General features: G+C 69.7%; 11 protein-coding genes. 3 read left to right on the top strand and 8 right to left on the bottom strand.

Annotated features, from left to right (window positions below; all coding sequences use genetic code 11):
- From VF665_RS12855 to VF665_RS12830, 6 genes are all read right to left on the bottom strand, one after another.
- Window positions 1-597 (bottom strand): VOC family protein (locus VF665_RS12855; protein ID WP_331053829.1); only part of this gene is annotated, 597 nt, incomplete at its 3' end.
- Window positions 598-767: 170 nt separating this feature from the next.
- The gene (locus VF665_RS12850) at window positions 768-1,235 is read right to left on the bottom strand and encodes a MarR family winged helix-turn-helix transcriptional regulator (protein WP_331053828.1); all 468 of its coding nucleotides are present in this window, start codon (window positions 1,233-1,235) and stop codon (window positions 768-770) included.
- A 160-nt stretch (window positions 1,236-1,395) separates the two neighbouring features.
- Window positions 1,396-4,077, bottom strand: coding sequence for a pyruvate, phosphate dikinase (ppdK, locus tag VF665_RS12845; protein ID WP_331053827.1), 2,682 nt, complete (start codon window positions 4,075-4,077; stop codon window positions 1,396-1,398).
- 175 nt (window positions 4,078-4,252) lie between these two features.
- Window positions 4,253-4,543, bottom strand: a complete 291-nt coding sequence (locus VF665_RS12840) for a hypothetical protein (RefSeq protein ID WP_331053826.1) — start codon at window positions 4,541-4,543, stop codon at window positions 4,253-4,255.
- Between the two features lie 56 nt (window positions 4,544-4,599).
- The gene (locus VF665_RS12835) at window positions 4,600-4,971 is read right to left on the bottom strand and encodes a PAS domain-containing protein (RefSeq protein ID WP_331053825.1); all 372 of its coding nucleotides are present in this window, start codon (window positions 4,969-4,971) and stop codon (window positions 4,600-4,602) included.
- A 599-nt stretch (window positions 4,972-5,570) separates the two neighbouring features.
- Window positions 5,571-7,154 carry an amino acid permease gene (locus VF665_RS12830; protein WP_331053824.1) on the bottom strand — a complete coding sequence of 528 codons (1,584 nt, stop codon included), beginning with the start codon at window positions 7,152-7,154 and terminating at the stop codon, window positions 5,571-5,573.
- 376 nt (window positions 7,155-7,530) lie between these two features.
- Here VF665_RS12830 and VF665_RS12825 point away from each other — a divergent pair, with 376 nt between their 5' ends.
- Both VF665_RS12825 and VF665_RS12820 read left to right on the top strand, forming a co-directional pair.
- Window positions 7,531-8,547 carry a bifunctional oligoribonuclease/PAP phosphatase NrnA gene (locus VF665_RS12825; protein ID WP_331053823.1) on the top strand — a complete coding sequence of 339 codons (1,017 nt, stop codon included), beginning with the start codon at window positions 7,531-7,533 and terminating at the stop codon, window positions 8,545-8,547.
- A gap of 169 nt (window positions 8,548-8,716) precedes the next feature.
- Window positions 8,717-9,052, top strand: a complete 336-nt coding sequence (locus VF665_RS12820; protein WP_331053822.1) for a hypothetical protein — start codon at window positions 8,717-8,719, stop codon at window positions 9,050-9,052.
- Window positions 9,053-9,128: 76 nt separating this feature from the next.
- Here VF665_RS12820 and VF665_RS12815 read toward each other — a convergent pair whose 3' ends face one another.
- Window positions 9,129-9,347, bottom strand: a complete 219-nt coding sequence (locus tag VF665_RS12815; RefSeq protein ID WP_331053821.1) for a DUF6677 family protein — start codon at window positions 9,345-9,347, stop codon at window positions 9,129-9,131.
- 846 nt (window positions 9,348-10,193) lie between these two features.
- Complete coding sequence (gene speA / locus VF665_RS12810; protein WP_331053820.1) at window positions 10,194-12,122, bottom strand: biosynthetic arginine decarboxylase; 1,929 nt, start codon at window positions 12,120-12,122, stop codon at window positions 10,194-10,196.
- A 153-nt stretch (window positions 12,123-12,275) separates the two neighbouring features.
- Between speA and VF665_RS12805 the strand changes: the two genes are divergently transcribed.
- Complete coding sequence (locus VF665_RS12805) at window positions 12,276-13,403, top strand: hypothetical protein (protein WP_331053819.1); 1,128 nt, start codon at window positions 12,276-12,278, stop codon at window positions 13,401-13,403.
- Window positions 13,404-13,517: the final 114 nt, after the last annotated feature.

The following is a 13,517-nucleotide window of genomic DNA, read 5'->3' as shown; positions in this document are numbered from 1 at the left end:
CAGGTCGCCGACGTGCAGGTGCACGTGCCCGATCACCGTCCCGGCCGGCATCCCCGTCCACGGCGCCCCGCCCGCGGCGCGCACCAGGTCCGCCATGTTCAGCGGCTCCGTGGCCATCACCAGTTCGCGGTCACGCGCCCGCCACGTGGCGCGGGGCCGGTCCGCGTAGACCTCGATGCCGTGGCCGTCGGGATCCTGCAGGTACAGCGCCTCGCTCACCCTGTGGTCCGACGCGCCCGCCCGTTCGCCCACCGCCGCGAGGTGGCTGATGAACCGCCCCAGCGCGGCGCGGTCCGGAAGCAGGATGGCGAAGTGGTACAGCCCCAGCCGGCCGCGCCCCGGAACCGGCGCCGCGCCCGCACGCTCGCGCAGCTCCATGAGTTCGGCGTCCGACTCGGGGACGCCGAGCCGCACGGAGCCCGCGTCCCGCCGCACGATCCGCAGCCCCAGCACGCCCTGGTAGAACGCGAGCGAACGTTCCAGGCTGCCCACCTGCAGGCGGACGGCGCCCAGCCGCAGGTCCGCCGGCATGCGAAAGCCCGGCGGTGCGATGCCATACTCCGCCCCCGGCGTGCCGCCCGTCGTTTCAATCGTCATCTCCTCAGCCTCCCGCGCCGGAGTGCGGCGCGCGAAAGGGTGTGCGTGCGGTCAGACACGGCGCGCGGTTCCCCCGGTGCGCGCGAGGGCCGCGTCCGCCGGCTCCCGTGAACTGCTCTCGCGTAGATGCGTGTTAAAACACCTTCCTCGCCGGAGCGATCCCGCCGGCGTCATCCTTCTTCGCGTGCGCGCGCCAGCAGGTCGATGAGCGTGCGCAGCTCCAGTTCGTCCATGTGGCCCAGCATGCGGCGGTGCAGGGCGGCGACGGGCTCGTCCAGCGAATCCACCAGGCGCAGCCCCTGCGCGGTAATGCGGGTGGTGACGTAGCGCCGGTCGCTCCCGCCCCGCTCGCGCTGTACCAGCCCGGCCGCCTCCATGCGGTCCAGCAGCCGGGTCACGTCGGGCACCTTGGCCACCATGCGGTCGCGCACGTCGTTGCGGCACAGCCCCTCCTCGCCCGCGCCGCGCAGAATGCGGAGCACGTTGTACTGCGTGGGGGTGATGTCAAAGGGCTTGAGCATCTCCGCCACGGCGTGGCCCAGCACCGCTTCCGTGCGCTGAACGCTGAGGTGCGCCTCCTGCTCCAGGCTGGAGAAGGGACGCGTCTGCCTCAGGTCGTCCTGCAGTCGATTCGGCATTGCAAGCAGGGGGGGTTGTGACAGGCAGTATCGGTCCACGCCCCCGGGAACCCGGGCGAGTGTGCCGCGCGGTGGCCGCAGAGGTGCGGCGAGCGGGCGTGGTGCCACCCGGCGGGCCGATCGATGGGGCGCGGCGATGCGCCCCATCCACCCGAGCCGATCAGTCCGCGGCCAGCGCCTCTGCCTCGCGCTCCACGGCGGGCGCGGCCTCCGGCTCCGTCTTTCGGTCGGCCAGCGCGGCGTGCGCCGCCGCCAGCCGCGCCACCGGCACGCGGTAGGGCGAGCAGGAAACGTAGTTCAGCCCCACGCGGTGAAAGAACGCCACCGAACGCGGGTCGCCGCCGTGCTCGCCGCACACGCCCAGCTTGAGGTCCGGCACCACGCCGCGCCCCAGCCGCGACGCCGTTTCCACCAGCCGCCCCACGCCGTCCACGTCCAGCGTCTGGAATGGGTCGTCGGGCAGGATTCCGCTGGCCACGTACTCCGGCAGAAAGCGGCCGGCGTCGTCGCGCGACAGGCCGAACGTGGTCTGCGTGAGGTCGTTGGTGCCGAACGAAAAGAACTGCGCGTGTTCCGCGATCCGGTCCGCCGTGAGGGCGGCGCGCGGCAGCTCGATCATGGTGCCCACCAGATAGTTCACGTGGGCGTCGCACTGAAAGAAGACCTCGGCCGCCACCTCGTCCACGATCTTCCGCTGCCGCGCCAGCTCCTCCGCCGTGGCCACCAGGGGGATCATGATCTCCGGGCACACGGTGACGCCCTCCGCCTGCACGTTCACCGCCGCTTCGAAGATGGCCTGCGCCTGCATCCAGGTGATGTCGGGAAAGCTGATCCCCAGGCGGCAGCCGCGGTGGCCCAGCATGGGGTTGGCCTCATGGTGCCGCTCCACCTGTTCGCGCAGGCGGATGGGGTCCTGCCCCAGCTTGCGCGCCAGGTCGCGGATTTCCGCCGGGCCGTGCGGCAGGAACTCGTGCAGCGGCGGGTCCAGCAGGCGGATGGTGACGGGGAGCCCGTCCATCGCCCGAAAGATCCCTTCGAAGTCCGCACGCTGCATGGGGAGCAGCTTGGCCACGGCGATGGCGCGCTGCGCGCCCGTCTCGGCCAGGATCATCTCGCGGACGGCGTCGATGCGGTCGCCTTCAAAGAACATGTGCTCCGTGCGGCACAGCCCGATCCCCTCCGCGCCAAAGCGGCGGGCCACCTCGCTGTCGCGCGGCGTGTCGGCGTTGGTGCGCACCCGCAGCCGCCGAAAGCCGTCCGCCCACTCCATCAGCCGCTGAAAGTCGGGGGTGGGCTCCGGCTCCACCGTGGGCACCTTGCCCAGGATCACCCGCCCCGTGCTGCCGTCCAGCGTGATCCAGTCGCCCTCGCGCACCGTCACGCCCGCCGCGGAGAAGGTACGGCGCGCCTCGTCCATCACGATGTCGCCCGCGCCGGCCACGCAGCACTTGCCCATGCCGCGCGCCACCACCGCCGCGTGCGACGTCATCCCTCCCCGGCAGGTGAGGATCCCCTGGCTCACCACCATGCCGTGAAAGTCCTCGGGCGACGTTTCGCGCCGCACCAGGATCACGGGCTCGTGCGGGCCGCGCTCCGCCGCCTCGTCGGGGTTGAAGACGACGCGCCCGGACGCCGCGCCCGGCGAGGCCGGCAGCGCCGTCGACAGCACCTGTACGTGCGCGCCGGGGTCGATCATGGGATGGAGAAGCTGGTCCAACTGCTCCGGCTGCACGCGCAGCACCGCTTCTTCCGGGGTGATGCGCCCCTCGTCCACCATCTCCACCGCCATGCGCACGGCGGCGCGCCCGGTGCGCTTGGCGTTGCGCGTCTGCAGCAGGTACAGCCGCCCCTTCTCTACCGTGAACTCCAGGTCCTGCGCGTCGCGGTAGTGGTCCTCCAGCAGCCGCGCGGCCTGGACGAGTTCGTGGAACGACGAGGGAAGGGCCTGCTCCATCCCGTCGATGTGCAGGGGGTCGCGAATGCCGGCAACCACGTCTTCGCCCTGCGCGTTCACCAGGAACTCGCCGTACAGCCGCGGCTCGCCGGTGGAGGGGTCGCGCGTAAAGGCGACGCCCGTCCCCGAGTCGTCGCCCATGTTGCCGAACACCATGGAGCAGATGTTGACGGCGGTGCCCAGGTCGTCGCTGATGTTGTTGATGCGGCGGTACGCCTTGGCGCGGGGCGTGTCCCACGAGCCGAAGACGGCGTGAATGGCGCCCCACAGCTGGTCCTGCGGCTCCTCGGGAAAGTCCTCGCCCGTCCGCGTCTTCACCAGCGCCTTGAAGTCCGCCACCAGCGCGCGCAGGTCGTCCGCGGAAAGCTCCGTGTCCAGCGTCACCCCGCGGCGCTGCTTGGCGTCTTCCAGCAGCCGCTCGAACTGGTCGGCGTGCACGCCCAGCACCACGTCCGCGTACATCTGAATGAAGCGCCGGTAGCTGTCAAAGGCGAAGCGCGGGTCGCCGCTGGCCTGCGCCAGCGCCTGCGCCGTGCGGTCGTTCAGCCCCAGGTTCAGGATGGTGTCCATCATCCCCGGCATGCTGAAGGCGGCCCCGGAGCGCACCGACACCAGCAGCGGCGCCTCGCCCCCGCCGAACTGCTTCCCGGTCGCGCGCTCCAGCCGGGCCAGGGCCGCGTCCACCTGCTCGCGCAGCCCGTCGGGGTAGCGGCCGCCGCGCAGGTACAGCCGGCACACCTGGGTGGTGATGGTGAAGCCCGGCGGCACGGGAACGCCTATGCGCGCCATTTCCGCCAGCCCGGCGCCCTTGCCGCCGAGCAGGTCCTTCATGTCCCTGCTGCCTTCCGTTTCTCCCGCGCCGAAGAAATACACGTACCGGTCGGCCATGTGTGTCTCGTAGAGTGGACTGGGTGTTGGACGGCAGGGTGGGGCGGATGGGCGCCCGCGCGCGGCGCACCATGGCAAAAACGAAGCCGGTGCGCGGTGCACGAAAAAGGCTCGTGCACCGCGCACCGGCACAGGGAAAGGACGCCGTGCGGCCCGGGGGAGCCGCGGGGCGGGTTCAGGCCGTGCCGGAACTCGCCGCGGCGACCTCTGCCCCGGTCTCTACCGGGGGCACGATGTTGTAGCGGCCGGCCAGGCGCTCGCGCACTTCGCGGAACACGCCCAGGTTGGCCATCAGGTCGCCCTCCCAGAGCTCGATGCTGGCCAGCGGGTACCAGTTGCAGCCGCCGGGGCCCTCGGGCTTGAAGTCGATTTCAAAGGTGAAGCGGCTGTTCTGCGCGCCGGGGTGGCGGTGGAGTTCATCCATGAAGAGCCGGTGCAACTCGGTCCTGTCGAGGACTTCGCGCATGGTGGATCCGGGGGAGAGAGAGTGGGGGCGGCCGCCGGCCGGCCCGGAGGCGGCGGTCACGGCCGTTCGACGACGACCCAGACGGTGTCGCTCTCGGGGCGGTAGGCCATGGAGATGGAAACGTCCTTCACGCGGTCGTCGCGAAAGCGGAACCGGTACTCGAAGGTTACATCCAGTTCGCGCCGGGCGACACCTTCTTGAAAGCGGCCCTGGAACTCGCGGACCGCGGTGCAGGGTGCCACGTCGGCAAAGAAGTCGCGCCCGATCACGTCCGCGCGGCTGGTGCGCGCCAGGGCGGATTCAGTTTCGTTGTACTGCAGAACGGTGCCGTCGCGGTGCAGCTGAATCACACCCACGGGAAGGGCGTCCAGCTCTTCCGCCGTGAGCGTTTCCACCATCTGGATGACCTCGGCGCGCGCAGACTGCATGTGCCCCTCTGTCTGGAAGCGGGTGAAACTGCAACGTTCCTGAACATGATACATACATTGAACAATGGGAGTCAAGAAAGATGCCGGGGAGGGAAGTGCGGAAGTGCGGAGTGCGGAGTGACTGTGGCGCGGCGGGCTGGGGCCCTCACCCGGCCGCGCCTGGACGCGTCCACCCTCTCCCACGAACAGATGTTGGAGAGGAGGCACACACCAGAATCGCGCGCGTCCCTTGCGCAGTTGAAGCCCCGATCGTGGACGCGACAGCGGCCGCGAGTCGGGGCTTGCCGCTGTTTGAGCGGCGGATTCATCCGCTCAGGGGGGGCGATCCGCTGAAACCCTCATCCGCACACCTCCCTTCGCCGACGGCCCGCAACCCGGCCCCGTTCACCATCCCCACGACACGCCCGCTCCCGCCATCCCCGCACCCCGGCCACCCCGCAATCCGGCTCCGCACGTTGCTACTCTCGTGCTTCCCTACTCGGCACTCAGCACTCTGCACTCAGCACTCAGCACTCAGCACTCAGCACCCACGCACTCCCCAAAAAAGGCCCCCCTCCCGAACCCGGGAGAGGGGCCCCTCAACCACTACCCGCCCACGCTTACTTGCTGTCCGTGTACGTGGGGCGAGGCGGCTCCATGTCGTGCGCCTGGCGATAGGTGCGCTGCACCACGCTGTGCCGGCGGCCGTACACGAAGTAGATCACCATGCCCAGCGCCAGCCAGATCACCAGCCGCTCCCACGCCTCAACCGGCAGGCGCGACATCAGGAAGAAGCAGGAAAGCATGCCCAGAATGGGCACGATGGGCACCAGCGGCGTCTTGAACGGACGCGGGCGGTTGGGCTCCTTGACGCGCAGGTACCACACGCCGCCGCACACGATCACGAACGCCAGCAGCGTGCCGATGGACACCAGGTGGCCCAGCGTGGACACGTCGTAGAAGCCCGCCAGCGCGGCGCAGGCAAGGCCCGTCATGGCGCTGCTGATGTGCGGCGTGCGGTACTTGGGGTGCAGGCGGCTGAACACCGGCGGCAGCAGCCCGTCGCGCGACATGGCGAAGAAGATGCGCGGCTGGCTCATGAGCATCACCAGCATCACCGACGTAAGGCCCGCGATCGCGCCGATCTTGATCAGCTTGGCCAGCGCCGTGTACCCCGTCGCCTCGATGGCCACCGCGATGGGCTCGGCCACGTTCAGCGCCGGGTAGTCCACGATCGCCGTCATGATGCCCGACACGATGATGTACAGCAGGGTGCAGATGAGCAGCGAGCCCAGAATGCCGATGGGCATGTCGCGCTGCGGGTTCTTGGCCTCCTGCGCCGTCGTGCTCACCGCGTCGAAGCCGATGTAGGCGAAGAAGATCACGCCGCCGGCCGCCACGATGCCGTCCCAGCCGAACTGCCGCGGTCCCGTGTTGGCGGGAATGAACGGCGTCCAGTGGTCGATGGACTGGCTCCAGTGCGTCAGCACGTAGTAGCCGCCCGCCAGAATGAAGGCGCCCACCACGGCCAGCTTGATGGCCACGGCGATGTTGTTGAAGCGCGCCGATTCCTTGATGCCCAGCACCAGCAGGATCGTCACCGCAAAGATGCCCAGCGCGGCCACGATGTTGAACATGCCGTTGGCGTGCGGCAGCGTGTTCACGTCGATGCCCTGCGCCGCCAGCGACTGCGTGAGCTCGTCCGTGTGGCGCACCCAGGAGTTGCTGCCCGGCGTCTGCACCAGCTTGCCGGGGGCGTTGGTCCACTTCGGCCCCAGGTCGATGCCGACGTCGCGCAGGATGGAGTTCACGTAGCCCGACCACCCCGCGGCCACCGTTGCCGCGCCGAACAGGTACTCCAGGATCAGGTCCCACCCGATGATCCACGCCACGATTTCGCCCAGCGTGGCGTACCCGTAGGTGTACGCCGAGCCGGCGATGGGGATCATGGCCGCGAACTCGGCGTAGCAAAGCCCCGCGAACACGCAGGCAATGCCGGCCAGGACGAACGCGAGCATGATGGCGGGGCCGGCGTGCTGCGCGGCGGCGGTGCCGGTGAGCACGAAGATGCCCGTGCCGATGATGGCGCCGATGCCCAGCGAGATCAGGTTGCCGACGCCGAGTTCACGTTTGAGGCTGTGCTCGCCTTCGGAAAAGGCGTCCGCCTGCAGCTCGTCGATGTTCTTGCGGGCGAAAAGACTCATGACTGCTCCGGTGTGGGCGGACGCCGGTCCGCCGCGGGGGTGGGTTGCTGGTCCCGCGCGCCAAGGCGGCGCGCGTAGCGTGGCGGCCGGGAGGCCGCCTTCTCTGCCGGGGAAATGCCGCCGCGGCACGAGAAACGGGCCGGGCACGTGCCCGCGCCGCCCCTCGTACCGGAACTCCGATGCTGCTGGAATTCCCCCAATCTAAGCGCCGCCCGTGCCCGGTCAAGCGTTCGAACCACCACGGACGCGCTTTTCCCTCCGTTGCGCGCCCAACCGGCGCACCGCGCGCATTGCGCCCCGCGCCCCGCGCGCGTTAGAGTGGCGCGCCGGGGCGGCCCGCCCGCCCGCACTCCGCACGTGCACGCGACGCCGTTTGATGACCGATCTGCTGGCCGTCCCCGAATCCCGCGCCTTTCCCCTGCGCCGCCTGCTGCAGCCGCTGCTGGCCGCCCGGCACGTGACGCTGCACACCCACGTGCAGGCCGACGGCGACGGCACCGGCTCGCAGGCCGCCGTGGCCGCCTGGCTGGAAGGGCGGGGGATCCGCGTCTCGGTGGTGAACCCCACCCCCTTTCCCGACTCGCTCCGCTTTGTTCTGCACCGGCAGGACCTGGTGGCCGACCTGGGCACGCCCGAGGCCGACGCGGCGCTGGACGACGCCGACCTGCACCTGGTGCTGGACACCAGCGAGCCCGGCCGCATCGGCGGGCTGGCGGAGCGGCTGGACCCGGCGCGGACGCTGGTGGTGGACCATCACCCCGCCGGGCGCGAGGTGGTGGGCGAGGTGGCGGTGCAGGACCCCTCCGCCGCGGCCACGGGAGAGATGGTGTACGACCTGATCACCCTGGCCGGCGATCCCATCCCTCACGCGTCGGCGCTGGGGGCGTACGTGGCGCTGGTGTCGGATACGGGATCGTTCCGCTACGGAAACACCACGCCGCGCGTGCTGGCGGTTGCGGCGGAGCTGATGCGGCTGGGGATCGACCCGGAAGTCGTGTACCGCCGCCTGTTCGCCACCTCGCCGCGCCGGCGGCTGGAGCTGCTGCGCGAGGCGCTGGGCACCCTGCAGAGCGATCCGGAGGGGCGCATCGGGTGGATGGTGGTGCCGCATGAGGTCGCGGCGCGGCTGGGCGCCACGGGCGAGGACTTCGACGGGCTCAGCGAGCACGTCCGCTCGGTGGAGGGAACGGAGGTGGCGCTCCTGTTCCGGGAAACGAAGCCGGGGGAAACCAAGATCAGCCTGCGCAGCAACGGCGCGGCGGACGTCAACCGCATCGCCCGCGAGTTCGGCGGGGGCGGGCACGTCAAGGCGGCCGGCGCGCTGGTGCAGGAGCCCGCGGCCACGCTGGTGCCCCGCGTGGTGGACGCCGTCACCCGCGCCCTGCGCGGCTGACGGCGGAGCGCCCCGTCGTTCGCGGGGACGAGTACATGTGCGCAGGCGAGGCCTGCCAGGCGCGGCCACGCGAACATTGCGTCCGCGTGCAGAAAGCCGGAACTTGGAAAGGGGTGCCGCCCGGCGCCCCTTTTTTCGTGGATCCCGCCTTGCTTCCGGAGCCCATCTGATGAACGTCCCCTGCCGGCAGTGCAGCACCCCCGTCGACGAGAACGCCGCCATCTGCCCGGTGTGCGGCGCCAGCAATCCGGCGCAGCGCTACGGGCCGGCCCCGGGTGCCGGGTCCATGCAGATGACGGGAGGCTACACCGGAGTCACCGTCCGCGACATCGACATTCCGTTCGGCCGGCTCGTGATGCTCATCCTGAAGTTCATGGTCGCCGCCATCCCGGCGTACCTGATCCTCACCATCATCATGTTCATGATCTTCGCCGTGTTCGCGGGCGCGATGGCGGCCATGATGCCCGAGATCTTCAACCAGGCGGCCGCGACTCCGCCGCTCTGACCGGGCGTGTGGCACACGAAAACGGGGCGCGTCCGGATTGGACGCGCCCCGTTTGTCATCCTCTGAACGGCCGCGGTCAGGCGCCCACGGAGCGGTACGGATGCCGCCGCGCGTAGTTGTAGGCCGTGACGGCGGAGATGATGTGCGCCACCCATCCCAGCAGGCCGCCGGTGCCGAGCCAGAGGCCGGGGGTAACGATGAACCAGAAGATCGCCCGGCCCCACTTGCCGTTGTAGAGCTGGCCCATGCCGGGGATCAGAAAGCTGAGGAGCGCCGCCAGGCCGGGATCTCTCACCGTCGCCTCACTGTTCGGGAAGTCAGGCGGGCTCCTGCGGCCCGCGTGGGGTGCAGTACGGGAGCACCCGCCCGCGAGTTTCAGGCAGTGCAAGCCGGCGAGCTGAGCGGATGAATCCGCCGCAACAACGGCGGAAAGTCCCCCCGAACATACGGGGAGACTTCACCTGCACGTGGCGGCGGGTGACGGTGTGAGTCGCGGCGTTCACCGCGGCCCCCACCCGGGCGGGCACCACCGGCCCACCCTCCCCCAAAACAGACTGGGGGAGGGTTGATGCGGCCGCGGGTTGGAGTGCGCGTTGCGATGGTTCGTGCCGCGGATAGTGGCCTGAGCGGATGAATCCGCCGTTTAGAAGCGGGAAGCCCCAACTCATGGCCGCTGTCGCGTCCCACAATCGGGGCTTCAACCAACCCGGCGGCCGGCCCGGTGCATGTCGCGCACGCCAATGACGCGGATGCAGTCCGCGCAGGCGGACTTCGTGTGGTTGGAGGCGCGGTTTCAACCGCCGGGCGAAGTGTCGGGCGGGCACTAAACCGGCCCCGGCGCCGAACGGCTCTCCCCTCGCCCGCTTGCGGGAGACGGCGTTGGGAAGTGACGGGTGGCCGCAGCATGCGCCGCAGTCTGCCCGACGCGCCGATCTTCAGTTGCCGTGTGCCCCCTCTCCCACATCTGTTCGTGGGAGAGGGTGGCGAGCTTTAGCGAGCCGGGTAAGGCCACACCGTCGATCCTCGCTGAACAACATCGGCCCTCCCGCGCATCGTCATCCCTGATCGACGAAACAAGGCGGGCCTCCACGCTGGAGGCCCGCCTCGTACATCATCCCCGGATCGCAAATCCGCGCCTGGCTTACGCCTCGTCTTCCAGGTACGTGTACCCGGCCAGCCCGGCGATGTAGTCCGCGATGAAGGCGTTGGCCTCCGCGCGGGTGAGGTCGCGGGCGTTGCTGATCTTGCGCCGGAAGGTGCTGATCAGGTCCTGCGTGTTGAACTGCACGTAGTTCAGCACCTCGGTGATGGTGTCGCCGTGCACCAGGTCACCGATTTCGTACCCGCCCTCCGCCAGGCGAATGTGCACCGCGTTGGTGTCGCCGAACAGGTTGTGCAGGTCGCCAAGAATCTCCTGGTACGCGCCGGTGAGGAAGATCCCCAGCACGTACTTCTCGTCGTGGTCAAACGAGTGCAGTTCCAGGCTGGGCTTGGCCTTCTTCCATCCCACGAAGCTGTCGATCTTGCCGTCGCTGTCGCACGTCACGTCCTGCAGCGTGCCGCGGCGCGTGGGCTCCTCGTTCAGCCGGTGCACCGGCATGATGGGGAACAGCTGGTCGATGGCCCACGAGTCGGGCAGCGACTGAAAGAGCGAGAAGTTGCAGAAGTATCGGTCGATGAGCAGCCCTTCCAGCTCCGGCAGGATGTCGTCGTGCTCTTCCGGATCCCGCGAGGCCAGCTGCGCCACGCGGTTCATGATCGCCAGCCAGTACCGCTCCGCCACCGCCCGCTCGCGCAGGCTGAGCGTGCCGGAGTTGAAGTGGATCTGCAGCTGCCCCTTGATGAAGGTGGCGTCGTGGTACACCTCGCGCAGGCTGCGGCCGTCCAGCTCGCGCAGCACCCCGGCCAGCTCCTGCACCAGCGCGTGGTCGTCTTCCGTCACCTCGTCGGGCGTCTCCGAGGCCTGCGTCTCCAGGTCGATGACGTTGATGAGCAGCAGCGCGTGGTGCGCCGTGAGCGCCCGGCCGGACTCGGAGATGATGTGCGGCATGGGCACCTCGTTCTCGCGGCACGCCTCGGCGATGGAGTACACGATGTCGTTGGCGTACTCCTGCATGCTGTAGTTCACGCTGGCCGCGCTGGGCGAGCGCGAGCCGTCGTAGTCCACCCCCAGCCCGCCGCCCACGTCCACGTACTCCACCTCCACCCCCTGCTGCCGCATCTCCACGTAGTACCGCGACACCTCCGTCATCGCCAGCTTGATGTTGCGGATGTCGGGGATCTGCGAGCCCAGGTGAAAGTGCACCAGCTTCAGGATCTGCAGCTTGCCGGCGTCGCGCAGCTTGTCGAGCACGCGCATGAGCTGCGACGGGTTCAGGCCGAACTTGCTTTTTTCGCCCGCCGTCTCGCTCCAGCGCCCCGCGCCGGTGGCGGACAGCTTGATGCGCACGCCGGCGGTGGGCTCCACCCCCATCTCGTCCGCCACCTTGAGCAGGACGTCGACTTCGCTGAGCTTTTCGATGACGATGATGACGCGGTGCCCCAGCTTCTGCCCCATCAGGGCCAGCCGCATGAACTCCTCGTCCTTGTAGCCGTTGCAGACGATCAGGTGGTCCGTGCGCTCGGTAAGGGCCAGGACCGCCTGCAGCTCCGGCTTGCTCCCCACCTCCAGCCCCACCCCGTGCCGCTCGCCGAACGCCACGATTTCTTCCACCACGTGGCGCTGCTGGTTCACCTTGATGGGGTAGACGGTGGTGTAGCCGCCTTCGTAGCTGAAGTCGCGGATGGCCGTGGCGAAGCGCTCGCCCAGGTTTTCGATCCGCGTGCGCAGAATGTCGCTGAAGCGCAGCAGCAGCGGCAGCCGCACGCCCTGCGCTTCCAGGTCCGTCGCCAGTTCAAAAAGGTCCAGCCCGCGGGCCGGGTCCTTTGTGGGGTGCACGGTAACGTGCCCCTTCTGGTTCACGTCGAAGTAGCCGATTCCCCATCCCTCGATGTTGTACAGCTCGCGGGAATCGTCGATGGTCCACTTCTTCGTATCGATCTCGGCCTCCGGGGTGTGGCGCAGGGCCATGGTCGTGTGCTTCCTGAAAAATGCGGGACGCCAATCTGCTCTGCGCGGCCCCCGCGCGAAAGTGGTGCCGCCGTGGACTGTCGCCGTGCGGGGCGCCGGGCTAGCTTGGCGCCAGCCCGGCGGAACCCGAATCATCTGCCCACCGATCCCGCAATGTACCGCGCACCCGACTTTTCGCAGCCCCGTTTCAGCGACGCCCCCGCCGCCCGCTTTGCGCCCGCGCCGGCGGACGGCGTGCTTCCCGAAGGCTTCTTTTCCACCACCAACCTGCCCACCTACGTCAAGCTGGCGGACGGCTCGTGGAAGCTGCCGCGCGACCCGCGGATGGACAGCGCCCTGGTGCTGGACGACGACGGCGTGCCGCGCGTGCTGGAGGCCCGCTACGCCCGCGCGGGGCAACGGGTGGCCATGGGGCTGGCGGAGGACGGCAGCGAGGGGATCTTCGTGCACGCCACCGGGCTCATGGGCGCCGAGGGCGACGTGGGGCCGGAGGGCGAGTTCAAGTTCATGTCCAGCGAGGTGAGCCGCGAAAAGCCGACGGACTACGGCGAAATGGCGCGCATTCTGGTGGACGAGAAGGAGCGCGGCGGGCACTTCATCTGGGTCGTCGGGCCCGCCGTGCTCCACTCGCGCGGCCGCGACACGCTGGCCTGGTTTGTCCGCGAGGGGTACGTGGGCGCCCTGTTTGGCGGCAACGCCGTGGCGGTGCACGACATCGAGGCCGCCACCCTGGGCACCACGCTGGGGATGAACAACCGCGGCATTCCCATGGAGGGCGGCCACGCCTTTCACATGCGCGCCATCAACCGTGTCCGCGCCGCCGGGAGCATCGCGGCGGCGGTGGAGCAGGGGGTGATCCGCGACGGCATCATGCACTCGCTGGTCACCACGGGCGTCCCGTTCGTCCTGGCGGGCTCCATTCGCGACGACGGGCCGCTGCCGGACACCATCACCGACGCGGTGGCCTGCCAGGAGGCCATGAAGGCGCACACGCGGCGCTGCACGGGGGTCATCATGATCGCCACGGCGCTGCACTCCATCGCCACGGGCAACATGCTGCCGTCGTACGTGTGGCGCGAAGAAACGGGCGAGGTGCGCCCGCTGACGACGATCTGCGTGGACTCGTCGGAGTTCGTGGTCAGCAAGCTCAAGGACCGCGGCACGCACCAGGCGTTCGGGGTCATCACCAACGCGCAGGATTTCCTGCACGTCCTTCGCTTCTACGTGGAGCAGGAGGCCGCCGAGCGCGCCCGCGCCCCGCACGCGGCCGCCGTTGGCTGAGCCCGCGCCCTCCCCGGCGCCCGCGGCCGGCCCCGCGCTCGCGGCCGCGCTGGCCGCCGTGGCGAACCGGGTGCCGCCGTCCACCGTGGACGCGGTGTGGCTCTTTGCGCCGCG

It is taken from the genome of Longimicrobium sp., assembly GCF_036387355.1.
In the GTDB taxonomy this organism is placed as follows: Bacteria; Gemmatimonadota; Gemmatimonadetes; order Longimicrobiales; family Longimicrobiaceae; genus Longimicrobium.
Note: the sequence above shows the minus strand (reverse complement) of the source record. Positions and strands in the feature narration are given on the sequence as shown.